Origin of the sequence: Caballeronia sp. GAWG1-1 (genome assembly GCF_023631465.1) — a bacterium.
Lineage (GTDB): Bacteria > Pseudomonadota > Gammaproteobacteria > Burkholderiales > Burkholderiaceae > Caballeronia.
Window position 1 is genome coordinate 32,382 of sequence record NZ_JALQDB010000022.1, and the last position, 24,145, is coordinate 56,526.

Annotated in this window: 25 protein-coding genes; 6 read left to right on the top strand and 19 right to left on the bottom strand. The window is 58.6% G+C overall.

Annotated elements, in window-relative coordinates; translation table 11 throughout:
* The first annotated feature begins 20 nt into the window (after nt 1–20).
* Complete coding sequence (locus NCT03_RS13170; protein WP_244826476.1) at nt 21–617, top strand: alpha-ketoglutarate-dependent dioxygenase AlkB family protein; 597 nt, start codon at nt 21–23, stop codon at nt 615–617.
* 3 nt (nt 618–620) lie between these two features.
* On the opposite strand, the gene NCT03_RS13175 is transcribed toward NCT03_RS13170, so the two are convergent.
* Nucleotides 621–995: a RidA family protein gene (locus NCT03_RS13175; protein WP_284503230.1), complete on the bottom strand. Its 375-nt coding sequence runs from the start codon at nt 993–995 to the stop codon at nt 621–623.
* 131 nt (nt 996–1,126) lie between these two features.
* Between NCT03_RS13175 and NCT03_RS13180 the strand changes: the two genes are divergently transcribed.
* Nucleotides 1,127–1,621, top strand: a complete 495-nt coding sequence (locus tag NCT03_RS13180; protein WP_250466292.1) for an MgtC/SapB family protein — start codon at nt 1,127–1,129, stop codon at nt 1,619–1,621.
* A 106-nt stretch (nt 1,622–1,727) separates the two neighbouring features.
* On the opposite strand, the gene NCT03_RS13185 is transcribed toward NCT03_RS13180, so the two are convergent.
* Nucleotides 1,728–2,000 (bottom strand): hypothetical protein, encoded by a 273-nt coding sequence (locus tag NCT03_RS13185; protein WP_250465932.1) that lies wholly within the window; start codon nt 1,998–2,000, stop codon nt 1,728–1,730.
* 109 nt (nt 2,001–2,109) lie between these two features.
* Entirely contained in the window at nt 2,110–2,532 is a 423-nt protein-coding gene (gene arsC, locus NCT03_RS13190) for an arsenate reductase (glutaredoxin) (RefSeq protein ID WP_244828133.1), read from the bottom strand.
* 418 nt (nt 2,533–2,950) lie between these two features.
* Between arsC and NCT03_RS13195 the strand changes: the two genes are divergently transcribed.
* The 3 genes from NCT03_RS13195 to NCT03_RS13205 all read left to right on the top strand — a co-directional run bounded on the left by NCT03_RS13195 (nt 2,951) and on the right by NCT03_RS13205 (nt 4,475).
* Entirely contained in the window at nt 2,951–3,247 is a 297-nt protein-coding gene (locus NCT03_RS13195) for a hypothetical protein (protein ID WP_250465934.1), read from the top strand.
* Between the two features lie 106 nt (nt 3,248–3,353).
* The gene (locus tag NCT03_RS13200) at nt 3,354–3,620 is read left to right on the top strand and encodes a cupin domain-containing protein (RefSeq protein WP_250465936.1); all 267 of its coding nucleotides are present in this window, start codon (nt 3,354–3,356) and stop codon (nt 3,618–3,620) included.
* Between the two features lie 36 nt (nt 3,621–3,656).
* Nucleotides 3,657–4,475 (top strand): DUF72 domain-containing protein, encoded by an 819-nt coding sequence (locus NCT03_RS13205; protein ID WP_244826482.1) that lies wholly within the window; start codon nt 3,657–3,659, stop codon nt 4,473–4,475.
* A gap of 86 nt (nt 4,476–4,561) precedes the next feature.
* Here NCT03_RS13205 and NCT03_RS13210 read toward each other — a convergent pair whose 3' ends face one another.
* The 12 genes from NCT03_RS13210 to garL form a co-directional block, all read right to left on the bottom strand.
* Nucleotides 4,562–5,788 carry an MFS transporter gene (locus NCT03_RS13210; RefSeq protein ID WP_250465938.1) on the bottom strand — a complete coding sequence of 409 codons (1,227 nt, stop codon included), beginning with the start codon at nt 5,786–5,788 and terminating at the stop codon, nt 4,562–4,564.
* A 102-nt stretch (nt 5,789–5,890) separates the two neighbouring features.
* Nucleotides 5,891–7,162 (bottom strand): ATP-grasp domain-containing protein, encoded by a 1,272-nt coding sequence (locus NCT03_RS13215; RefSeq protein WP_250465941.1) that lies wholly within the window; start codon nt 7,160–7,162, stop codon nt 5,891–5,893.
* Between the two features lie 66 nt (nt 7,163–7,228).
* Nucleotides 7,229–8,221 carry a TauD/TfdA family dioxygenase gene (locus tag NCT03_RS13220; protein ID WP_244826485.1) on the bottom strand — a complete coding sequence of 331 codons (993 nt, stop codon included), beginning with the start codon at nt 8,219–8,221 and terminating at the stop codon, nt 7,229–7,231.
* Between the two features lie 35 nt (nt 8,222–8,256).
* Nucleotides 8,257–9,651 carry a hypothetical protein gene (locus NCT03_RS13225; protein WP_244826486.1) on the bottom strand — a complete coding sequence of 465 codons (1,395 nt, stop codon included), beginning with the start codon at nt 9,649–9,651 and terminating at the stop codon, nt 8,257–8,259.
* On the bottom strand, nt 9,644–10,828 hold the full coding sequence (locus NCT03_RS13230) for an amino acid kinase family protein (RefSeq protein WP_250465948.1): 1,185 nt from the start codon (nt 10,826–10,828) through the stop codon (nt 9,644–9,646). Before NCT03_RS13230 ends, NCT03_RS13225 begins: the two co-directional genes overlap by 8 nt.
* 23 nt (nt 10,829–10,851) lie before the next feature.
* Nucleotides 10,852–11,916, bottom strand: coding sequence for an aspartate-semialdehyde dehydrogenase (locus tag NCT03_RS13235; RefSeq protein ID WP_250465951.1), 1,065 nt, complete (start codon nt 11,914–11,916; stop codon nt 10,852–10,854).
* 26 nt (nt 11,917–11,942) lie between these two features.
* The gene (locus NCT03_RS13240) at nt 11,943–12,437 is read right to left on the bottom strand and encodes a cobalamin-dependent protein (RefSeq protein WP_250465954.1); all 495 of its coding nucleotides are present in this window, start codon (nt 12,435–12,437) and stop codon (nt 11,943–11,945) included.
* Between the two features lie 89 nt (nt 12,438–12,526).
* Nucleotides 12,527–13,522 (bottom strand): transporter substrate-binding domain-containing protein, encoded by a 996-nt coding sequence (locus NCT03_RS13245; protein ID WP_250465956.1) that lies wholly within the window; start codon nt 13,520–13,522, stop codon nt 12,527–12,529.
* Between the two features lie 105 nt (nt 13,523–13,627).
* Nucleotides 13,628–14,623: a LysR substrate-binding domain-containing protein gene (locus tag NCT03_RS13250; protein WP_250492768.1), complete on the bottom strand. Its 996-nt coding sequence runs from the start codon at nt 14,621–14,623 to the stop codon at nt 13,628–13,630.
* A 333-nt stretch (nt 14,624–14,956) separates the two neighbouring features.
* Nucleotides 14,957–16,306, bottom strand: coding sequence for a glucarate dehydratase (gene gudD / locus NCT03_RS13255; RefSeq protein WP_250465959.1), 1,350 nt, complete (start codon nt 16,304–16,306; stop codon nt 14,957–14,959).
* A gap of 486 nt (nt 16,307–16,792) precedes the next feature.
* Complete coding sequence (locus NCT03_RS13260; RefSeq protein ID WP_250465961.1) at nt 16,793–17,686, bottom strand: 2-hydroxy-3-oxopropionate reductase; 894 nt, start codon at nt 17,684–17,686, stop codon at nt 16,793–16,795.
* A gap of 70 nt (nt 17,687–17,756) precedes the next feature.
* Nucleotides 17,757–18,542, bottom strand: a complete 786-nt coding sequence (gene garL / locus NCT03_RS13265; RefSeq protein ID WP_244826494.1) for a 2-dehydro-3-deoxyglucarate aldolase — start codon at nt 18,540–18,542, stop codon at nt 17,757–17,759.
* Nucleotides 18,543–18,875: 333 nt separating this feature from the next.
* Here garL and NCT03_RS13270 point away from each other — a divergent pair, with 333 nt between their 5' ends.
* Nucleotides 18,876–19,580 (top strand): FadR/GntR family transcriptional regulator, encoded by a 705-nt coding sequence (locus tag NCT03_RS13270; RefSeq protein WP_250465963.1) that lies wholly within the window; start codon nt 18,876–18,878, stop codon nt 19,578–19,580.
* Nucleotides 19,581–19,859: 279 nt separating this feature from the next.
* On the opposite strand, the gene NCT03_RS13275 is transcribed toward NCT03_RS13270, so the two are convergent.
* From NCT03_RS13275 to glmU, 4 genes are all read right to left on the bottom strand, one after another.
* The gene (locus NCT03_RS13275) at nt 19,860–20,033 is read right to left on the bottom strand and encodes a hypothetical protein (RefSeq protein ID WP_250465965.1); all 174 of its coding nucleotides are present in this window, start codon (nt 20,031–20,033) and stop codon (nt 19,860–19,862) included.
* Nucleotides 20,034–20,047: 14 nt separating this feature from the next.
* Complete coding sequence (locus NCT03_RS13280; protein ID WP_250492770.1) at nt 20,048–20,743, bottom strand: HipA domain-containing protein; 696 nt, start codon at nt 20,741–20,743, stop codon at nt 20,048–20,050.
* 127 nt (nt 20,744–20,870) lie between these two features.
* Nucleotides 20,871–22,688, bottom strand: coding sequence for a glutamine--fructose-6-phosphate transaminase (isomerizing) (gene glmS, locus NCT03_RS13285; protein ID WP_244826497.1), 1,818 nt, complete (start codon nt 22,686–22,688; stop codon nt 20,871–20,873).
* 61 nt (nt 22,689–22,749) lie between these two features.
* Complete coding sequence (glmU, locus tag NCT03_RS13290) at nt 22,750–24,114, bottom strand: bifunctional UDP-N-acetylglucosamine diphosphorylase/glucosamine-1-phosphate N-acetyltransferase GlmU (RefSeq protein WP_250465972.1); 1,365 nt, start codon at nt 24,112–24,114, stop codon at nt 22,750–22,752.
* Nucleotides 24,115–24,145: the final 31 nt, after the last annotated feature.

Sequence of the window (24,145 nt, forward strand, 5' to 3'; positions counted from 1 at the left end):
CCGCGCACGCCGGCGTTCCCATGTTCGATCTCTTCGACGACATTCCCAAACCCGATATCGTGTGGCACCCGGACTGGATCGACTCCGACGCCGGTTCCGATCTCATGGGCGAGCTGATCGCGGAAGTAAGCTGGCAGCAGGACACGATGAACACGCCCCGCGGCCGTTTGCCGCTGCCGCGCCTGACCGCGTGGCAAGGCGAGCCGGATGCCGTCTATGTCTACTCGGGCATCCGCAACGTGCCGCAGCCGTGGACGCCCGCCGTCGCCCGGTTGCGCGATGCCGCTCAGGACGTGTGCGCCGCGCGTTTCAACAGCGTGCTCCTCAACCGTTATCGCACGGGGCTCGACAGCATGGGCTGGCACGCCGACAAGGAACGCGAGCTCGGGCCCGAGCCGGTGATCGCGTCGGTGAGTCTTGGCGCCACGCGTGCATTCGAATTCCGCCACGCGCGCACGCATGCCACGCACGCGCTCGCGCTGACGCACGGCAGCCTGCTCGTGATGCGCGGACGCACGCAGCTCGAATGGGTGCATCGCGTGCCGAAGGAGCCGGGCGCGCGCGGCGAACGCATCAACTTGACGTTTCGCTGGGTCGACGCATCGAAGCGGCGTTGAACTTCAGGGTCGCCGCGCGACGAAATCGATCTCGACGAGCGCATCGCGCGCAAGGCCCGTCACGCCGATGCACGTGCGCGCCGGCAGCGGCTTCGGCAGAAAGTAGGAGCGGTACACGGCGTTCATCGCGTCGTAGTCGCGCTTGAACTCGGTGAGGAAAATGCGCGCGCTCACCACGCTGTCGAGCGTGAGTCCCAGTCCTGTCAGCACGAGGATCAGGTTATCCATCACGCGGCGCGTCTGCGCGGCGACGCCCTCGGGCAGCGGGGCGTTGTCGTCGTTGGGGTCGGTCGGCATCTGGCCGGTGAGGAAAACCCAGCCGTCGGCTTCTGCCGCGTGGGAGAACGGGCCGACAGGCGTCGGCGCGGCATCGATCATCGAGAATTTGGGACGGTGGTTCACGTTGTCTCCTTGCAAGGAACCGGCACGTTAGCCCGCCAAAATATCCCGCGCGCGTCCGGACCTTTGATGCGAAGATGCAGCGTCCCTTCCAGTCCTGTTTCTTCGCGATGCTTCCTCAACCCATTCTCATCGATGCCGTCGTCCGCATGCTCGTCGCGGTGGCGATCGGCTGCATCATCGGCGTCGATCGCGATCTGCACGGCAAACCGACCGGCATGAAGACGCTCGGGCTCGTGTCGCTAGGTGCATGCATCGCGACCATGTGTGCGCTCGGATTTGCCACCGAGCCGCTCGCGCACAACACCGAAGTCTCGCGGGTGGTGCAAGGCATCGTGACGGGCATCGGCTTTCTGGGCGCGGGCGTGATCATTCAGAATCCGCGCGAGAACCGCATTCGCGGGCTGACCACGGCGGCTTCCATCTGGGTGACGGCGGCCGTGGGCATTCTGTGTGGGCTCGGCGTATGGAGTCTCGCGCTGATCGCCACGGTGATTCTCATCGTGCTGCTGACGGTTGGGCGGATCATCGAGAAAGGCTTGCTGAAGCGCTGGATGCGCAAGCCGCCGAGTCAACGTCCGGCGGGTATTGGCGAGGAAGAGTGACTGGCGGAGTTGCCTGTGCGCGTCGGCGCACTCTCGCATCATTGAAAAAGCAACGCGGCGCAACCTTGCGGCCCGCCGCGTTTCCAGGCGCAGAAAGTCGATGCGCTTACCAGCCGTGATGTTCGCGCCAGCGTTGTTCGCGATGCATCTCATGCCGCCAATGACGCTCGCGCTCGTGGCGTCGCCATTCGTGTTCGCGCCAGCGTTCATCGCCGTAGCCGTATCCGTATGCGGGCTGCACGTAGACCGGCTGGGCCTGCGCATAAACCGGCACGCCGACGCCTACCGCGACATCGACATGCGCCGATGCTGCCGTCGATACCGCCAATCCCCCGAGTCCTGCCAACGCGATTGCCACAGTTGCAAGCTGCTTCTTCATGTCGCCTTCTCCTTGCCCCGATTGCGTGATGTCAAGTGCAGTCTAGAAGGCGATTCCTGACACAGGTGCAACAGACCCGCGAGAAAGGTAACGTCAGGTAACGGTCAAGTCAGAGCAAGCGTTTGCCTGCTTCGTCGATAACCACTTCGCCGTCTTCCTTTGCAAAAGGTCCTTTTTGCGGCTCCGGCAAAAGATCGATCACGAGTTCGGATGGACGGCACAGTCGCGCGCCTTTCGGGGTATCGACGAAGGGACGATTGATGAGGATTGGATGCGCGAGCATGGCGTCGATGAGTTGCTCGTCGGTGAGACTCGTGTCGCCCAAGCCGAGCTCGGCGTAGGGCGTGCCCTTTTCGCGCAGCGCTTCGCGCACGGAAAGCCCGGCGCGCGCGATGAGCGAAGTGAGCGTCGCGCGATCCGGCGGCGCGGTCAGATACTCGACGACTTTCGGCTCGATGCCCGCATTGCGGATCAGCGCGAGTGTGTTGCGCGAGGTGCCGCACTTCGGGTTGTGATAGATGATGACAGTCATGTCGGCGATGTCCTTGATGATCACATTCGGCATTCTAGGCCGACCTCACGATGACGCGCACGCCCGGCTTGCGGCAGGCCACCGACCGAATTGCCAGCGATGCAGCAAATACCCTGTTCAATCGCGGCTGCGCGGCCTATAACGAAGTGTGCAATGCGGCATGTCCTGGGTGGATCATCCGCCAGCGGTCTTACTGGCGTTCGTCCCTGTCTGCTTCGCAGTCGCCTTCGAATTGCATATCTACAAGTCCGGCAAGTGGTCGCATGGCAGAAGCCGACCGGAACCGGCCCTGACGCCTCTTCGCGCACTGCCATCGAGTAGAACGCACCGTGGCACGTCGTGTGCGAACGACGGTTCGCTACAACGAATAGCGCGACCCGGCCATTGTCGGTTCGTGCATCTCATTCAAGGAGTCGATATGAAAACACGTCTCGTCGCGACGGCGCTTGCCGCCTCGCTACTGGTGGCTGCTGGCAGCGCCTCGGCGCAGGAAACGTATTACCGCACGGCGCAGGTGCCGGGACAAACCACGGCGGATACCTCGTCGCAACCGGCGATGCAAGGCAGCACGCAAGGCCAAACGGGCGATATGTCGTATGGCGGCGCGCCCGCCTCTCGTGGCGCCACTGGCGCAATCGGCACGACCGGAACCAACGCGGGCATCTCCAAGCCGTGCGTGCGCGGCCCGCCCTGCGACATATTCTTCGGCAACTGAAGCAGCAAGCGCGGCCTGAAAGTTGCGTTAGCATCCGGTGCATGATCCCGTGCGCTCGCATTCTCGTATGCGGGCGCGCTTTCCTTTTCACCTTGGAACGATCGCCATGCACCGAGACGAATTCCTCGCCCTTCTTCCCGAGGAGGGCTTTCAAGAAGTCGTGACCGTCACGCGCGAGCCGAACGGCGCAATGGAAATTCACGCGCATCCCTTCGAAGCCAAGGCGCTAATTGTCGAAGGCGAGATTACCATCCGCGTTGGCGATGACGAGCGGCTGTATCGCGTCGGCGAGATCTTCCAGCTGTCCGCGAATCTCGAGCATGAAGAACGCTACGGACCGCAAGGCGTGACCTATCTGGTTGGGCGCAAGTAAGCCGCATCGGCGAACACACGACATCGAGGACGACATATGGCCACGCGAAAGACGGCGCGGATTCGCGTCGGTATCGGCGGATGGACGTTCGAGCCCTGGCGCGGCACGTTCTATCCGAAGGGACTCGCGCAGAAGCAGGAGCTCGAATACGCGAGCCGCGCGCTCACGACCATCGAGGTGAACGGCACGTTCTATGGCTCACAAAAGCCCGAGACCTTCGCTAAATGGCGCGATGAAGCCCCGGATGACTTCGTGTTCTCGCTGAAGGCGCCGCGTTACGCGACCAATCGCCGGGTACTCGCCGATGCGGGCGAAACCATCGAGCGTTTCTTCAAGAGCGGCGTGCTGGAACTACAGAACAAGCTCGGCCCGATCAACTGGCAATTCGCAGCGACCAAAAAGTTCGATGCCGATGACTTCGGCGCTTTCCTCAAGCTGCTGCCCGCGAAAGTGGAAGGCCGCGCAATTCGTCATGCCGTCGAAGTGAGACACGAGAGTTTCAGCGATCCGGCATTCGTGGCGCTGGCGCGAAAGCATCGCGTGGCGATTGTCGTCGCGGGAGACTCGAAGTATCCGCAAATCGCGGATACGACCGCACCATTCGTCTATGCACGCATCATGGGAACGACAGAGAAGCAGAAGCAAGGTTACTCGAAGGCGGCGCTCGATGGCTGGGCGAGCCGCGCGAAAGAATGGGCGGCGGGTGGCGTGCCTGAGGATATGGCGAGGGCATCGACAAGCGCGGGTGCGAAGGTCGGTTCACGGGATGTGTTTCTTTACGTCATCAGTGGATATAAGGAGCGCAATCCCGCTGCGGCAATTGCACTGACCGAACGAATCAATGGGACGACGTAATTCGACTGAGGCGAACGTTCCGCGGGTAGCGACCGGTGACGGTGTCTTTGCCGCTTCGTAGGTAAAGAGCCGTCACCGGATTTATGTCAGTTCACTTTCACAGGCGGTAGCAGGGTGTTGTAACCAAATGCCGTTCGGCCGATAAGGATCAATGCAAGTCCCAATGTCGCAGCGACGGCGAAGATTACGCCGAAGATTCCAGACGGCGAGAAATGTGCCGAAAGCACGGTAACTAGCGCTGCACTAAGCGGGATGGAGCACATGTTCATCAAGCCAATGACACCCGTGGTTTTTCCAAGGTGTTCTTTTGGAATGATCTGACTACGCACCGTGCGGATATAGACGCTGAAAGCGCCATCGCAAGCCATTAGCGCACTGTATCCCACCAAATAGACTGCATATTGGTTGGATAGCGCGAGTACCAGACCAGCCAGAATCATCGCGCAGAATGAACTGATGCCGAGCGCAGGCAATCCGAGTTTTCGCGCGATGCGCGGTACAAGCGTGCATGCCCCAATCGACGCAATGGCTGCCACGGTCTGAAGCAGGCCGAAGCGGCTTTCCGGCAATCCAAAGACTTTTACGACGACGGCCGCACTGACTACCAGCGCCGCGCCGTATACGAGGTTGACGACCCAAGTCAATGCCGAAAGATGGAACAACACCTTGTTCTGCATTAATACCTTCAGCGCTTGCTGATTAGACTGGCGTAATGCTCGCAGAGAAAAAGATTGATCGGCCGGCATGGGCTGCGTCTTGAAACCAAAAAGGATCACCGACGCTGTACCGAACATCGCAGCGCCAAGCATGAGAAGTGGATTCAAGCCATCCCACACCGAAATGAGTGCCGCAAGCGCGGGCCCTGCCACTTGCGTAATCTGCTCGACTGCCTGCAGCATGGAATGCGCCTTCGGTAGTTCTGAAGCCGCCAGATTGCGCGGAAGCATGGCCTCGGAGCCGACGAATGAAAGAATATAGGCGATTGAGAGAAAGGCCATCATCACGGACAGAACGCCGAACGTACTTACACCACATGCGATGAGTGCAAGCGCAATAATCAGCACTAAAGCTCTTCCAAATTCGATTCCGGAAAACAAATGTCCTGGCTTGAGCCGATCTGCGACAAACCCGGCCAAAGGAAAAAACACGATTCTCGGAATCCATTCGATGACAAACGCGAGTCCGGAATATTTGAGCTCACCGGTGCTTTTAAAGATGGTCAACGGGACGGCGAACAAGAGAAATTGATCGGCAAGGGCGCTGAGGAAGCGCGCAGCGACGAATCGCTTTAGGCGGAGAGTGGCGTGCTGCATGGCATCGATGATTGTCCGTTGAAGTGGCCGGGCGATTGCCCGAAAGCAAGAAAATTGTTCAGGTCTTGGCTCGGGGACAAGCAAGACCCGACTTCACCCTTTTCAATGTTCGGAACGCTTGATGGAGAACATGTCGCGAGAAAGTTGCCGAGCAATTTGCAAATGCTCGTCAAAATCGTGTTCAGGCTTTCTGGCATTCCAGAAGAATTCAACAGACCCCTCGCGGGCGCGCCACGACAATGGCTTCTCCGACATGTCGAGAGGCTTTGCGGTGACCTGCATATTGACGACTGCATCCGGCAGTTCTTTGAGAATACGCACTCGTTCGATCATTCCCTGCGGCGCTTTCAAGAAGGCAATCGCAGAGAGGCCACGTGAGCGGGGGCTGTCTGACAGCGTAACGGGCATTCCCAAATAAGATGCGACGTGCAATTGATAAGGGTTGACGCCATAGCATCGTTCAACGAGATCCATAATCGCATCGCCGCCCGTACGTGCGCCGACTTCAATGATTCGGACATCGCCGTTTTCAGTGATCCGCGCTTCGAAGTGTGCTATGCCATATTGAATGCCAAGTGCCTTGCAAGCGCGTTCAGCTACATCACGCAAATTCTTGTTGCCGCTTTGCACAGATGGGACCGAGTGTCCAGTTTCGACGAAATAGGGTTCCGGTCCGAGGTACTTGTCGGTCACTGCAATAACTCGATGTATATCACCCTGGTTGAATACCTCGACGCTGACCTCATTGTCAGACTGGATGTATTCCTCCACGACAAATACGTCTTCCGGCGTCATATAGGCGCCGTTCAAGGCCTTGATATCTGCCACACATTGGCTGAATGCCGATTCAATGGCGTCGTAACTTGTTACCTTGATGACGCCTACACTCCCGGCAAGTTCGCGCGGTTTGATTACAACGGGCAGACCAATATCCCTGGTCAATTGCTTCAGTTCGTCGAGAGTGGCGAACGCGCCGAAACGCGGCACAGGCAAGCCCGCCTCGGCCAGCACCTGTTTCATCAGGTATTTGTCCCGACACTTGTTCACCGTGTCAGCGGAATTATGGTTTAGTTGGTAGTGACGCGAAACCTCCAGCGCACTTCGTACCGTGAAATCATTCATGGGAATCACCGCGGCCGGACGCGCGCCAAACTCCCGTTCATGGTGGAGCACGGCCGCGAGGACGCCTTCGGGATCGGACACATCGGCGGAGATAAATCCGTCGAAGAATTTGATTGTGTTAGACGTACGCGTCTTGGCCAACGTCAACACTCGCATGCCGTTGGATGCGCGTAGTGCGCCTGCCAGGACTCGCTCCCGGAGCGGAAATTCGCCGCCGAGAATCAGGATATAAGGTTCGTTCTGTTCAATCATCAATATGCTCCTTGTGTATCATTTAGCTGTGGCCGAGTCGGGACGATTCGTTTCATCGCCGAAGGATCATGCGAAGACCAGGCACTCACGAGTGGCGCGATCGCGAATGCCCCATAGGTTGTTACGTATGTTTGCGCGTAAAAGCCATCGGTCCAGACCGTCGTAAGAGGCCTCGAATTCGGTACGCGCATGCACTCCCTTCCGATTATTGATAAGCAATGCCTGGCCCGGGCGCAGACCTACTCCGTTGTTTTCGCCTACTTGTTGACATGCATCGAGCAGTGTCCGCAATGCATGCTCAGATTCCATATCAATGGCCCGCACTCCATTAGCCGCGACAAAAATCTCTGGAAAGTTCTCTGGGCCCGAAAGAATAGGAACCGGTGCCGACCAAACCTTTTCCCCGTTTGTCGCACCGTGAATCAACAGCGTGTAGTTGCTTGGAGCCGCCATTAGAAAGCGCGCCTGACGAAGGATCACAAGCGTATTTGCGTCCAAGCGGGATGCCACGTCGCGCGCATCGGCGTAGAGTGTTCGCGCAGTGCCGGCCTTATCCGCACGCAAGCAAAGCAGGAGAAGAAAGTCCGGATTGTGCGAATTGAATATCAACGACTCGTCATACATTGAATCGTTGTGAAAGTTCAGGAAGATCTTCGAGCTGCGATTCGATTGCGTGTATTCACCGCCTCGCATTGGAACGACGTGATGGACGACTTGGCCATCTTTCTCGGATAAATAGCCGACCGGTATTCCGATCAACTGAGCCAAACCAAGCAGCGACTTCTCCGACTTATCGGCAAGCGTCACGCCGACTTGCCCTTGAACTGGTGTTGCTGGCAACGGGTCGTCTATTGGAAGTCCGTCGATGAGCATGACACCGGCACTCGACGGATCACGTCCAAACTGAAAAATCTCGAACAAGAGTCCGTCGGGTAACGTTGCAAACACGCGATAAAGACTCGCCAAAGCCTTCGAATAGTTCCCGTGCGGCGGTTCGATATGTATATAAGCATCACTAAGCGCTGCTCGTTCTGTTTCTGTCAAAGAATAGGTTTTCAACGCAATGCTCCCAACTCGATAAAGAATAAGTGCGATCAGGCGACGCCGTCCGTTCCTTCCACCGCGAGTGCTTCCTGATTTTTATGACGACAGAACCACATAATGTCGGCCTCAAGTCTGTAGAAGATGTCCTCTTCGAGAACATGGCCGAGGGCTTTGAGGTGACGTCGTTTCAAATGCGAAGGAATCGGCAAGTTTCCGAAATCGAACATGCGTATTGCGCCGTCTGGAGCCCGCATCGGCACCACCTGCGAAAGCGCGTATCGACTTGCACTAAAGGGCACGTCAAGCTGACCGGTGGAGAATGCGCGACATATCGATTCGATGAGATTGTCTGCGTCGAGAACTGGCGAGAGCAGCGCCGAGACTTCCGCGAGTATCCAGGCCAACTCATCTTCTACGCTGTCTTTTTGCGCATTGACCAGATCGAGAATCCAGCTGTTCGCGGCTTTACTTAAGAGCACTCCACTGACGTTGGCCTCCAAAGAAGGCACACCAGCCGACTCTTGGTAAGTCTTGTTGATCGTTTTTACTGCGCCGCCTGCTTTGGCCACCATCGCACCACGCAAGATCAGCGCGTCACAATCTTGCCGTTCGCGAGGGAATGCACCCATGAATTGATGAAAAACAGGGAAAACGTCGTCGACGCAGTCCGGCAATAAAAGCTCGGCCAAACGAGGTATGGCCCGCAACATTGCGATGTCTTGCACGGTGTTCCCCGTCTGGCACACAGCGATTGAAAGACAACGTACTCCGGCTGTGTGCGCCAAAATCGCCTCGAGAAAAGCGATTGCCAACTGAATGGATGGTGGCATTAACACGGCGGTTAAAGTACCGAAAAACTCTCGGTCCACGATCACGCCTCGGCGCGCGAGTTCGCCGCACTTTAAATCGACTTCGCTCCACCAATTCAGTGAGTCGCGCAGCGGCACGTCCTTGCAATACGGAATGTTGTAACCGATCCCACCGCCCTCGAACGCGCTGAATCCCGAAGCGAGCGAGACCTCGTATAACAGCCGGGGATCGGGCGAGCCATGACGGATCTGCACGGGCGCGATTACCGTTTCGTTCAGTTCTCTGCCAAGCCGCCATCCATGCGCGACCAGAGGGTAGCCATTTAGTTCGTTTGGCCGCTCTCTTGCAAGCTGGGTGGCAACATCGAACCGTTTTAGACGGGTATGGGCATCGATCGTGATCGTGGCGATATCGGGAGCAGCGTATTCTTCCAGTCCTGCGATCAGACCGCGCATGTTATCGTGACCACCCACACCGCAGCGTGGTTGAACCAGCATTCGACCGCTGCGCCGTGCTTCGAGCAACCGGTCATACACGGTCTCTTTCGGCAGCCTCTGCAAATAGTCGATCACTTCAGCCGTTTCCGGTGCCTCATGTCCAAACTGTCTGGCGTGCTGAATATATTCATCAAACATGGGGCACTCCTTCCGTACGGTCCCACACCGCAAGCATTCGACTAAACGGCGATCTCTCAATGGAAGCGGCTACGTCACCTGAGTTGGGCTTCGCGCAGTATCGTGCGTGCTGTTCCAGACTACGCTCGGCTAGCTGTGTAGGCGGTACGAGCTCGTACAGGACCTTCCCTTCGGCGAGACAAACGGTCAGAAGTCGGCCTTCGATTGGCTGCAGGTCGAGGCCGTGGTCATCGATCAGAAAGCGCGACGAGTCAAAAAACCCGCACGTCACAACAAGTTTTTCGCTGCCGTCTTTGTCCTCGACCATGAGGTTCGGTACGCCCGCCTGATTGAGGACTGCGGCGCCCTTGTTTCGCATGTTCGTTGTTCCTGCGAAACAGCGCGAGCGCGTGTCTGGAATTACCGCCGGTACAAAGGGCGAATCCGAATCGATAACAGTACCGGCAGAAAATTCATCGTGATTTGCTCGGCAAACGATGCGTACACGACGCTGCGCGGCGTGCTCCACACCGCGGTGATGAAGCACTTTTGCACCGCAACGCGACATCGTCATTGCTTGCGTGTACGAAAGTGCCGGCAGCAGATGGGCATCCGTGACCGTGCTCGGGTCGCAACTATAGACACCCGGAACGTCGGAGAATATTTCTACCTCCTCACAGCCGAAAGCGGCAGCGAGAGCAATGGCCGATAAGTCGGAACTGTTTTTCTCCATCCATGTTGTTTCGCCGGTCTCCTCAGCGGACGCCTGACCGCCCGGAATCACAATGACGTCATGATGGTCGAGGGAGCGCGCTACGGGTTGGATATCGACCGACGTCAGGCGCGCACGTGAATAATTCAGGTCGGTCCGTATTCCAATTTGACTTCCAAGCGAGACCGTTGCATTCACACCGGCTGCCTGCAAAGCGCTGGCAACCATGACGGCGCCAATACTGTCCGCAAGCGGAAGTCCGGCATCGATCAAACGGTCCGACGGATTGTCATTCAGCCCAAGCAAAGTGCTTCGATACTGTTCCGTCAGTCCAGTGGGTGCGCTCACCACGAATATCACGCGATGCGCGGGGCTTCGATGTTGCAATTCCTGCCGGAGCCACTGACAGACGAAGTGCATGCGCGCCTGGTCTGAGAATGAAGAGCCGCCGAACTTCATCACACTGAGAGGATAATTTCTATTCATGCCGATCTCGTCTTTCGTGTGCCTCACGCGTTGGCAAATCCGCGCGAATTGCGGAGGTCAAAGCGCTGCTGGGCAATCAGCGTCTCCGCGATTTGAACTGCATTGAGCGCAGCACCGATCCGAATGTTGTCGGACACCACCCAGAACCAGAATGCGTCAGCGTTCTCAGGATCTCGACGGATTCGACCAACGTGCACGAAATCGGATGAACCGACCATTCGAGGCGTCGGTACATCGGTCGCGTTCGCACCGTCATATACCCGAATCTCGGGCGCGGCACGCCAGAGCATTTTCAATTGCTCTGTATCTACCGCATGGCTACATTCGACATAGATCGCAGCACTGTGACAGTTCCGCACCGGAACGCGCACACAAGTCGCGCTGACATGAATCTGCGGCGCCTCCAGAATCTTGCGGGTTTCCTGCACCATCTTCCGCTCCTCCAAGGTAAATCCATCCCCCTCCAGCACATCGATGGAAGGAACCACGTTGAAGCCAAGCGGAACGACGAATCGGCTGTGTACTGGCTCCTCTGTATCTCCGTCGAGGATTTCCCTGACGGAATCGTTGAGCTCATCAAGCCCTGTAAGTCCGGCGCCGGAGGCAGCCTGATAAGTGGCCGCGATTACTTTTCGCACCGGATTGATCCGGTGTACGGGATCAAGCAAACGAACGACAGGAATCGTGGAGCAGTTTGGATTGGCGATAATATTTGACTGTGGCCGGGTCGCCAATACGTGCGCATTCACTTGTGGGACGAGAAGCGGCGTGTCGCCATCCATGCGAAACGCATTCGTGTTGTCGATCACGAGCGCGCCCTGAGCAGCGGCGCGACGAGCGTGATGTCGGCTGACGGTCGAGCCGGCCGAGAAGAAGGCAATATCGACTTCACTAAAATCGAAATGCTCGAGATCAACCACGCGCCGGGCCTCGCCACGAAAGCAAATCTCCTTTCCGGATGACCGACTCGAAGCGGCAACGCCGACTAACTCGGCGTCGATATTTCGTTCCTCCATGAGGCGCAACAATTCCTGACCCACGGCACCTGTGGCGCCTGCGATAGCGACTTTGACAATGGATTTGCGCATGATTCGGTTTCCTCTTTTTATTCGAATTAACCTACGAACTCGGGTGTCTCGACCTGAAACGGCAAAACTGCTGGCGCCATATTCGAAAGCACATGCATGACTTCTCTTGGATGCCTCAACACCATGTCGACGCCTAATGCATGAAGGTCCTGAACGACCTGGTCGCTCTTGACTGCTCCAACGGACAAATTTCCGCCAACGATGATGGGAGCGGTGACGTCGTAGCGAGCACGCAACTCGGGCAGATCGGCCAGATCGGCTCTCGCGTGACCGTTCAAGCTACCGATCAGAATTGCGACTAAATCGTCTGCTTGGCTCGCCGCCTGCATGAATTCCTCGCTGGAAGTGCAGGCGCCAAGATTTATTACCTTGAAGTTTTGGCGGCGTAGGTACATTGCGATCAAATGATTCGCGACCACGTGCGGATCGCTGACGGCAACGCCAAGCACGATGGTTCCTCGATTCTTCGCAAAAGGCGAATTACCGGAATACGTTGTGTCTGTTTTTTGAAGGGACGGCACGTTGAGCTCCTTTTCTTTTTATCAGCCAAAAGCAACGTATGGGCAGCGCTCTCCCGCGTTGCGAATGGCAGCCTCAAAAATCTTTCAAGTCAGTGAAATTCCGGGGAGATTAGAAGACCCCCTCGCGACCACAGATCGTTTTTCAGCCGGGGCAGCTTTAGGGGAGATGCATGTCCAAGATGCGCAGCGAAGATATCCGCGTAGTTTCCAACCTGCTGAACGATACGTAGCGCAAACCTTGGCTGGAGCCCGAGTGTCTTTGATTTGTCCTCGGAAGCATTCAAGAACTCACGAACATGAGCCGGTCCCTTTTTAGCGAGGTCGTCGCAATTCCCTGCGTTAATTCCGAGCTCCTCGGCTTCGATGAGAACGCGCATGATCCACGCAATCGCCCGTTGCCACGCAGGGTCTCCATAACGAATTACGGGGCCCATTGCTTCCTTGGATATATGATCGTCCAGAATGACATGAGCGTCCGGGTCCGGCAGTCGGAGACGTTCGCCAGTCAGGGGAATACGGTCGAGAGCGTACAACGTGCATTCGCCTTCGGCGTACGCTTGTAAAGCTTCGGCTGGCGTTGCGTAGGAACGCTGCACATACGCGAGTTCGCGCGCGCCGAAATAGCGTTCGAGGTTGACCTGCGTGGTTGCACCGCGCTGGACGGCAACGATGCGATTCGCCAGCACACGGACACCCTGCCTGGCGTCCAACCCAACCATGTCCACCGCTTTCACCATTAGCGCTTCCCCGTCGTATAACATTGCCTTCGGGAAGATCACGCCGTGCTCCAGTTCACGACCCAACGTGGCACTTGCGTTGAACGTTCCGACGTCAACTTGTCCGGATGCCACCGCAACGCAACGCTGATCCGGCGCTATTGGAAAAAACTCGATTGCCGAGGCGTCTCCAAGCACGGCAACCGCAATAGCGCGAGCGAGTTCAACATCGAATCCTTGCCAATGTCCGGTTTGCGGATCGCGAGAGGAAAGACCGATGATTCCCTTGCTCACGCCTGCCAACAAGTGACCGCGCCTACGAATTTCTCGAAGCACGGATGCTGTTTCGACAAGTGGTTGGTCCTTCATGCCCGCCTCGATTTCCGTGTAGACCAGAACGATTATCGATGCGGCAATGAGCCCATGAAACTTAGTTTTTCTTTGGGATGCTTAGAATTACTGTCTATCTCTATTTTAAGCCAGCTGATCAAGTCGCTGCTGAGTCTGAACCGTTTGAAGCATGACCCAATCTCGAAGTGTACGAGCGATGGACGTTAAACCAACGAACGATGGATAAACCAAAAAATAGCCGAGTTCGGTTTCAAAACTCGGCTCATCCAGTGCGACCAAAAGCCCTTGATCCAGCAGGCCACCAATCAACACATGGCGTCCGAGCAAAAGTCCGCAGCCACTGACCGCAGCTTCAATCGAGGTGTTCGCGTCGGTACAAATCATTTTTGGCTCCGGCGGTCTTGGCGCAATACTTCGCTTTGCGAACCAGTCATTCCACGTCACTTGCTCCCCTGACCGCATACCGACATCGAGAATAAAGCAGACTTCATCGAAGCTGCCCTCCGCAATTTTTGTTTCTATTTCGTCTTTGAGCGAAGGGGCGCAGACGGCCTGAAAACGTTCTTTGAAAAGAAGGTCGGCGCTTAGTGGCTCGTAACGTCCAGAGCCAAATCGAAAGGCCATGTCGAATGATTCATTCGAGAAATCGACGAGCCGTGGGGAACCGTCGACGTATAGCTCGATTTCTGAATTTTCCTTGAAGAAAGCAGGCAACCTGGGATTGAGCCATCGGCTGGCAAACGCAGGGAGCGCGCTGATCGCTATGCGCGAAGACTGCTGTTCCGTTGGCCGAAACGCACGCGAGATGAGGTCAAGCGCATTGGAAATGTCGGCAATGGCACTTTTACTAATGTCGGTTGGAATAAGCTGATGCTTGCGCTGAAGAAATAGCCTACGGCCGATATAGTCTTCCAATGTTCTTATTTGTTGACTTATTGCCGATGGCGTAACGTTGAGTTCGTGAGCGGCCTGCGTTAATGAACCCAAGCGAGCAACAGATTCAAATACTTTTACCGCATTTAGCGGCGGCAACCGTCGGCGGATCTTCCGCAATTCGCCGTGCGCCTGTGGTTCGAACGCTTCTACATTGAGTGGCGCGTCTGCGCTTTTTGTCGCCAAGATAATGCCTCAAGCGTGGAAGGTTCAGTACGCCGGGGTCAGAGTCTCCGTTCATTAAGGAACGGCGCAAAAAGGCTGCCATCCAACAAAATTTTTTATTTGACCCCCTAGTCAAACGACTTTAACCACGCCTTAGGTGTTCTGACACTAGAAATTTCCTAATTCAAATAAATGTGCGCCAACAAATGCTTGGTTTTTCAAAGCGGGTTGCGCCACTAGTGCCAGACAGTCATCGACGCAAGGTTCTACTACTGATTGCTTCTTCCCTCGCGACAAAAATGCCCCGCCCCCAAACGAAGCATTTTCGCCGCAGTCCCTTAGATCACTGCCCGCTCATCGCACCATGCAAGGCCTCTTGTTATCGAACTTCCAGTTCGGAATCAGATACTGCATGGCGACGCCATCATCGCGCGCGCCGAGTCCGTGTTGCAGATACAGCGCGTGCGCCTTCTCCACTTCATCCATATCGAGTTCGACGCCTAGACCCGGCTGCTCCGGCACCTTCACCTTGCCGCCCACGATTTGCAGCGGATCTCGCGTCAGACGCTGGCCATCCTGCCAGATCCAGTGCGTATCGATTGCGGTGATCTTGCCCGGCGCGGCGGCGGCCACATGCGTGAACATCGCGAGCGATACATCGAAGTGGTTGTTCGAATGCGATCCCCACGTAAGACCCCAGTCGTTGCACATCTGCGCGACGCGCACCGAGCCTTGCATGGTCCAGAAGTGCGGATCGGCAAGCGGAATATCGACGGATTGCAACTGGATTGCGTGACCCATCTGCCGCCAGTCGGTCGCGATCATGTTGGTGGCCGTCGGCAGGCCAGTCGCGCGGCGGAATTCGGCCATCACTTCGCGGCCCGAGTAACCGTTTTCCGCGCCGCACGGATCTTCGGCGTAGGCCAGAACGTCGTGCTTGTCGCGACACAGGCGGATGGCTTCGGCAAGCGACCACGCGCCGTTCGGATCGAGCGTCACACGCGCTTCCGGGAAGCGTTCCGCGAGCGCGGTCGTCGCCTGCATCTCTTCGTCGCCGGATAGCACGCCGCCCTTCAACTTGAAATCGTTGAAGCCGTAACGCGCCTTCGCGGCCTCGGCCAGACGGACGACCGCTTCCGGTGTCATCGCTTCTTCGGTGCGCAGGCGTTCCCAGTCGTCGCGGCCATCCGCGCCGCTCGCGTACGGCAGGTCCGTCTTGTTGCGATCGCCGACATAGAACAGATAGCCGAGCATCTCCACTTCGTCGCGCTGCTGCCCTTCGCCGAGCAACGCCGCGACCGGCACGCCCAGATGCTGACCGAGCAAATCGAGCAGCGCCGCTTCGAGCGCGGTGACGGCGTGGATGGTCGTGCGCAAGTCGAACGTCTGCAGGCCGCGGCCGCCCGCGTCGCGATCCGCGAATTGCGTGCGCACGCGGTTCAGCACCGCCTGCATGTTGCCGATGGATTGCCCGACGACGAGCGCGCGCGCATCGTCGATCGTCTTGCGGATGCTCTCGCCGCCCGGGACTTCGCCGACGCCCTGATTGCCCGCGCTATCGGTGAGGATCACGATGTTGCGCGTGAAGAACGGCCCGTGCGCGCCACTCAGGTTCATGAGCATGCTGTCACGGCCCGCGACCGGTACGACGCGCAGGTCGGTGACTTTGGGTGTGGCGTTCGCTTGAGGTGCTTGAGTGGACATGGTCGGAGCTTCGTTGGGTTGGTTTGCGCTGCGCTTATTTTCGCGCGAGAGCGCATAGAGTCGCGGCACCGATGGCACGCGGAGAACCAAGACGATGTCTCGCGCGTCGCGACGCCGGTATCCATGAAAGTGATGTAGCGCGTCTTCGCCGTCTTTCCGCGCAATATACGATCAGCGGTTCGCGCGCGTTATGTGACATGCAGAAGCACGCCGATACCGTTATATGTTGTCAGATGACATGGTATCGCGAGTCGTCATGAACACCAATTCGGCGTTTACCCTGTCGCGCTTAAGTCCTTTCGTACAAGCCCTCTACAGCGCTCGATCCTTCTAGCAGTTCGAATGGGCAAAGGCCAATTGAGACGTCCGACAACTCATAGCGAGTGCGCCCGCGTCGAGCCTCACGGCAAGGGCCAAGCTCCAACGAGCCAGCCAAAAACAAAAGCCGGCGAACGCCGGCTTGTCGACGACAGTTGAACCAGCGTCTTACTTCTTTTCCTGCCCAATCTCATGATTCGCCATGATCTCCAGCGCGCGAACCATTCCTGAGTGATCCCACGCCTTGCCGCCATGCGCGCTGCACGAGTTGAACAACTGCTGACACGTCGCCGTGTTCGGCAGCGACACGCCAAGCGACTGCGCGGTCGCCAGTGCCAGATTCAAGTCCTTCTGATGCAATTCGATCCGGAAGCCCGGATTGAACGTGCGCTTGGTCATGCGCTCGCCGTGCACTTCCAGAATGCGTGACGACGCGAAGCCGCCCATCAGCGCGGTGCGAACCTTCTCGGCATCGACGCCGGCCTTCGACGCCAGCAGCAGCGCTTCGCCGACTGCTTCGATGGTTGCCGCGACGATCACCTGATTCGCCACCTTGCAGACCTGCCCGGCGCCCACTTCGCCGATCAGCGAGATGTTCTTGCCCATCATGTCGAAGTACGGCTTGACCTTGTCGAAGGTCGCCTGCGCGCCGCCGACCATGATGGTGAGCGATGCCGCCTTCGCGCCGACTTCACCGCCGGAAACGGGCGCATCGAGGTAATCCGCGCCGCGCTCGCGCACCTTCGCCGCGAACTCGCGCGTGGCGATGGGTGAGATCGAGCTCATATCGACGACGATCTGACCCGCGCGCAAGTTCTGCGCGACGCCGTTCTCGCCGAACAGCACGCGCTCTACGTCGGGCGTGTCCGGCACCATCAGGAAAATGATGTCGGCCTGGGCGGCGACATCCGCCGGGCTATCGCACGCCTTGGCGCCCGCGCCGGTCAGATCGGCGGGCACGCCGCTGCGCGTGAATGCCGCAAGTTCGACGCCGTTCTTGAGGAGATTGGCGGCCATGGGATTGCCCATGATGCCCAGTCCGATAAAGCCTGCCTTTTGCATTGTGTCGCTCCTTGGTCGGTTTTCAGATTCGATTCTCGAAGTCAGCCGCGGGTCTTGCCACCCGCGCAGCTTACTCCTGGATGAAGTGCTTCTTCACGCCCTGCGCGGCGTTCCGGAGCAGCCCCAGGTCGGCGCAGACCGCGACCATCGTGCAGTCCAGCGCGAGATAGCGCTCGGCTTCCTGCTGCACTGGCGCGAGAATGCCGCTCGACTTGCCAGCCGCGTGCACGCGTTCGAAGACATGTTTGATGGCGGCTTGCACGTCCGGATGATTCGCATTGCCGAGATGTCCGTACGATGCCGCGAGATCCGAAGGCCCGACGAAGAGCGCATCGACGCCGTCGACGGCCGCGATTTCGTCGATGGCTTCGACGGCCGCGCGGCTTTCGATCTGCACCGCGACGGCGATGTTGTCGTTGGCCAGGTCGAAGTAATTGGGCACCGTGCCATACCGGTTTCCCCGATGCCCGACCGACACGCCGCGAATGCCCTGCGGCGGATAGCGCGTGGATGCCACGGCGCGGCGAGCGTCGTCGGCGCTATCGACGAACGGAACGAGAAAGTTGACGAAGCCCGCGTCGAGCAAGCGCTTGATGGCGACGGCGTCGTTGGCCGGTGGCCGCACCACGGGCGCACTGACGCTGTCTTTCAGCGCCATATGCTGCGGAATCAGCGTGATGGAATCGTTGGGCGCGTGCTCGGCGTCGAGCAGAATCCAGTCGAAGCCGACAACGCCGAGCAATTCCGCGACGATAGGACTGGCAAGCGACGTCCAGCATCCAATCACTTTCTTGCGTGCGAGAAGCGCCGCCCGGAAGGTATTGGGCAAAGCTTGATAAGGTGCCGTTGATGACATGGTGTCTCCTTGAGCGACTGTCTTTCGATGAGAAGCCGGTGTCTGAGATTGCAAATGTCATCAGACGTCTTAACACAGGGTACTGTGTTTTCATTCACATTAGACAGCGGAGTTAACCCTTAATCCTTTTTGCGGCGACGTTAAAAGGGGTATCGTTAAGCGCGGATAGTTATATGACATCCTATTTGTTAAGCGCTGCGAGCGCTGGAATCGCCGAATTGACGAACGAACGGCGTGACGACATGATGCGTTGTCTGACATCCAAGTTACAGGCGCTGCCCACGGCGCGGACAAGATGTCCGACCACACCATTCTTCCCAACATCAAGAGAACATGGCGAGTCTGACCGATAAAGTTGTCACCACGTTGTTCGAGGAAATCGAGCGTGGCGTTCTGCGACCTGGCGACCGAATTCCGACCGAAGCCGCGTTGATGAAGCAACTGTCGGTGAGCCGGTCGGTGGTGCGCGAAGCGGTGTCGCGGTTGCAGGCGGCGAATGTCGTCGAGACGCGGCATGGCGTTGGCACTTTCATTCTGGCGCCGTCCGGGCGCGAGACCGTTCGCTTACCGGGCGTCGAGTTGTCGAACCTGCTGGACATCATGGCGATCATCGAGTTTCGCATCGACCTGGAAGGCGCGGCTGCCGCGCTCGCCGCGGGACGCCGTACGGAGCAGCATCTGAAGCAGATTGCCGCGACGCTCAAAAACTTCGAGGATCAACTGACGAGCGGCAGCACCGATGTTCTCGAACACGACGTCGAGTTTCATCTGCAAATTGCTCGGGCAAGCGGCAACCGATATTTCTACGACGTCCTGAGTCAGATGGGCCGAGGCGTGAGTCCTCGCACGCGGCTTGGCCGGGCGGAGTTGGCGGAGCTGGATCAGATCGAACGCCTGCGCAATGTTCTGAGTGAACACAAGGCGATTTATCGGGCGATCGCGCGTCAGGACAGCGACGACGCACGCGCAGCAATGCGCCTGCATCTGAGCAACAGCCGTGAGCGGTTGAAAGACGTGCATGCGTCGGCTGCGGTCTGAAACATCGCACGGGTTTTGAGCAGCGTGCCTCGTCTGTCTAAGTTAACAAAAGGATTCGTATGTATACGTAGTAATAGTTAACAAGCACGAGGCGTTTCAGTGGATAAGTACCGTCGTGCTTTTCCGATCAACGAGTTGGCGATTTAACAAGTCCGGTATGGCGAGCGCGTTTGCGGACGGAAGCTGGGACAACTTTCGGTGTTTGCGGGTTAACGCGAAGTTATCCAGAAACCGCCAACAGACGAACAGTCGAACTGTTGACAGGGTTGTCCACAGGCGTCAGGCCACGCGCACCTGGTTGGTCGAGATCGTCTTGGTCATGGCGTCGAGGGTTTCGACGGTTATCGGCAGGTGGTCGGCGTAGCGTTTGAAGTCCGATGCGATGGTCGCGATTCGATCGATGGAGCGCGCAGCGACACGTGGCGCGATGCTAGTCTTGCTGGCGAGCTTCATGAGATGCTCGCGCGTCACGGCCCTTGCCTCTCCGCAGACATCCATTTGATGCTCGCCGCCCGGACCTGAATTAAACGTGAGGTCGTACGCGGGTGGAAACTGCCAGCGGCCGTCCGCGTCCAGTGATCGTCGCGATTGTCGAAGACGACGTCGAACACGCATCGCTCGAAGGCCTGAAATACTTCGCGTGCATCGCGCGTCATGAACTGCGTGAGTCGCAAAAGCGTGACGTAGTCCCCCTGAGGGACGCGAAAGTCGGCGTGCGCCACGCCGGCTGCCGTATGCATGGGGACGCGTATGCCGCTCGCGCGATCGAATCGTTCGATACCAAAGGCGGCCATGGAATCGCCGAGATCGAAATAAGCCGTGACGGGCATTCGTAGCTCGCACGCAGTTGCAATGGCGCCGTACATGGCCTCGACCGCGCAGACTTCCTTGTGATCGGAGCGCGGCTTGAGTTCGAAAGGGAGATCCAGATTGTCGGCAAGGCCCAACATGCCATTGCGACGCGGATAAAAGAATCGAGCGACCCTTGTCCGCCGCGTTCGATATCGCGCAGCGCGCGCGTCGTTATGCCGGCGCGGCTTGCCACGTCTTTCCTGTTGGAGATTTTGCGCAAGGCGGTGAGCGCGCAGGCGCTGGCCTGATTCCTCCGAAATCTCAGCTGAGCTTGCTAAGTTGAAGCGCATTTTTTTGCCGGTTAAATGCAAAAATTGACGCTTACCGGCGTTGTTTTACCGCTTAAAAAAGGGTGCCACTTGTTTCAGGATATGCCCATCCAACAAAAACGCCCCCGAAGGGGCGCTTTACAAAACTCGCGACGGCACCAACCCAACTTCACTCCACCGTCACCGACTTCGCCAAGTTCCGCGGCTTATCCACATCCGTCCCACGCGCACAAGCGGTGTGATACGACAGCAATTGCAGCGGCACCACATGCAAAATCGGCGAGAGCGCGCCGTAATGCTCGGGCATGCGGATGACATGAATGCCCGCCTCACTGACGATGCGCGTATCCGCATCCGCGAACACGTAAAGCTCACCGCCGCGCGCCCGCACTTCCTGCATGTTCGACTTGAGCTTTTCAAGCAGCGTATCGTTCGGCGCGACGGTCACGACCGGCATCGCCTCGGTCACCAGCGCGAGCGGCCCGTGCTTCAGTTCGCCCGCCGGATAAGCCTCCGCGTGGATATACGAAATCTCCTTGAGCTTCAACGCGCCTTCCAGCGCGATCGGATAATGCAGCCCGCGCCCGAGGAAAAGCGCATTCTCCTTGCGCGCGAATTCCTCCGACCACGCGATGATCTGCGGCTCCAGCGCCAGCACGCTATTCAACGCCGCCGGCAAGTGACGCAACTGACCGAGATAAGCCGCCTCCTGCTTTGCATCGACGAAACCGCGCAGCTTACCGAGCGTCACCGCCAGCACGAACAAGCCGACGAGCTGCGTCGTGAACGCCTTCGTCGACGCCACGCCAATCTCCGTGCCCGCATGCGTCAGGAACGCGAACTCGGTCTGTCGCACCATCGCGCTCGTCGCAACGTTGCAGACCGCGAGCGTGTGCTTGTGGCCGAGCGATTGCGCATGCTTGAGCGCGGCGAGCGTGTCGGCGGTTTCGCCCGATTGGGATACCACCACGACCAGCGCCTTCGGATTCGGCACCGACTCCCGATACCGATACTCGCTCGCAATCTCGACCTGCGTCGGAATCTTCGCGATCGATTCGAGCCAGTACTTCGCCGTCAAACCCGCGTACGAACTCGTGCCGCACGCCAGAATGAGCACGCTGTCGATTTCCGCGAACACCTCGCCGGCCGTCGCGCCGAATAGCTCCGGGTCGAAGTGATCGGCTTGCGGAATCGTGTCGGTGATAGCGCGCGGCTGCTCGAAGATTTCCTTTTGCATGAAATGGCGATACGGCCCAAGCTCCACGGCGCCGCCGTACGCCGTCACCACGCGCACTTCGCGCTTCGCGGGCAGACCCGCCCGATCGAAAATCTTCACGCCATCGAGCGAAAGTTCGACGACATCGCCTTCTTCGAGGAACGAGAAACGGTCCGTGCTGCCCGCAATGGCGAGCGCATCGGACGCGAGGAAGTTCTCGCCATCGCCCAGACCGACGACGAGCGGCGAACCCTGCCGCGCGCCCACCACCGTATGCGGCTGATCCTTATGAATGACCGCGATGGCATACGCGCCATGCAATTGCGCGACGGCTTCGCGCACGGTCTGGAACAGATCACCGCGATACATGCTGTGAATCAGATGCGCGATGACTTCGGTATCCGTCTGCGATACGAACTCGTAGCCCTTGCCGCGCAGCATCTCGCGCAACGCCTCGTAGTTCTCGATGATGCCGTTATGCACGAGCGCCACGGTATCGCGCGAAAAGATGGGGTGTGCGTTGTCGGTGACGGGCGCGCCATGCGTGGCCCAGCGCGTGTGCGCAATGGCCGTCATGCCGGCGAGTCCCGATTGCTTCACCTGTTCGTCGAGATCGGCCACGCGGGCGACGCTGCGCGCGCGGCGCGGCTCGCCGTTGCTCAATACGGCGACGCCGCACGAGTCGTAGCCGCGATATTCGAGGCGTCGCAGGCCTTCGACGAGCACCGGGACGATATTACGTTGCGCAACCGCGCCGACAATTCCACACATGGCGTTGATCCTTTCAGACTTAGTTTCGTGCGCGCGCCGCAATGCAGTCCGCGCGCGTTGTTCAGACCTTCTTCGCCTTGACCGGGCGAACGTAGCCCGGCTTGCTGACCTGCACTTTCTCGTTCAGCACGAGTTCGCCTTCGCCGACATCCTTCCACACGGTCGTGCCCGCCGCGATGGTCACGCCACGACCGACGCGCACGGGCGCGACGAGCTGCGTATCCGAGCCGACGAACACGTCGTCTTCGATGATCGTGCGATGCTTGTTCGCGCCGTCGTAGTTACAGGTGATGGTTCCGGCGCCGACATTTACCCGCGCGCCGATGTCCGCGTCGCCGATATAGGTCAGGTGGTTCGCCTTGGAACCGTGGCCTAGCACCGCGTTCTTCACTTCGACGAAGTTGCCGACGTGCGCTTCGTCGCCAAGCACCGCGCCCGGACGCAGCCGCGCATACGGCCCGAGCACGACATTCGCGCCGGTCTTGCCGCCTTCGATATGCGTGTACGCGTCCACGCGCGCGCCTGTGCCGATGGTGGCATTGCGGAGCACGCAGTTCGGACCGATGGTCACGTTATCCGCCAGCGTCACGCGGCCTTCGAAGACGCAATTCACGTCGATGAAAACGTCCGCGCCGCATTCGAGCGTGCCGCGTACGTCGATGCGGGCTGGGTCCGCGAGCGTCACGCCCGCTTCGAGCAGCGCGTAAGCCACGTTGCGCTGATGCACGCGCTCCAGTTCCGCCAGCTGAATCTTGCTGTTCACGCCGAGCGTTTCCCATTCGGCATCGGGCTGCGCCGTCACCACTTTGACGCCCGCTTCGATGGCGCGCTCGACTACATCGGTGAGATAAAACTCGCCCTGCGCGTTGTTGTTCTTAAGCGACGCGAGCCACGCTTCGAGCGTGCGCGTGGGCGAAACGACAATGCCCGTGTTGATCTCCGCAATCCGCCGCTCTTCCTCGCTCGCATCTTTTTGTTCGACGATTTTCTGCACGGAACCGCTGGCATCGCGCACGATCCGGCCGTAGCCGGTCGGATCAGCCACCGTTACCGTCAGCACGCCGTAGCGTTCGCCGCCGGCAGCATCGAGCAGGCGTTGCAACGTGCTTGCGCGCGTGAGCGGCACGTCGCCGTAGAGCACGAGCGTCGGCACGGAGGGATCGAGCAGCGGCAGCGCCTGTTGCACCGCGTGGCCCGTGCCGAGTTGCTTGTCCTGGACGGCGAACTGCACGTCGGGCGCGCCGACGGCTTCGCGCACTTTCTCCGCGCCGTGACCGATCACCACGACGAGCCGCGTTGGCGAAAGCGTGCGCGCCGTGTCGATGACATGCGCGAGAAGCGGCTTGCCCGCCAGCGGATGAAGGACCTTCGGCAGAGCGGAGCGCATGCGCTTGCCCATGCCGGCAGCCAGAATCACGATGTTCATTGACGGATTTCTTGCGAAGAATGGTTGCGGC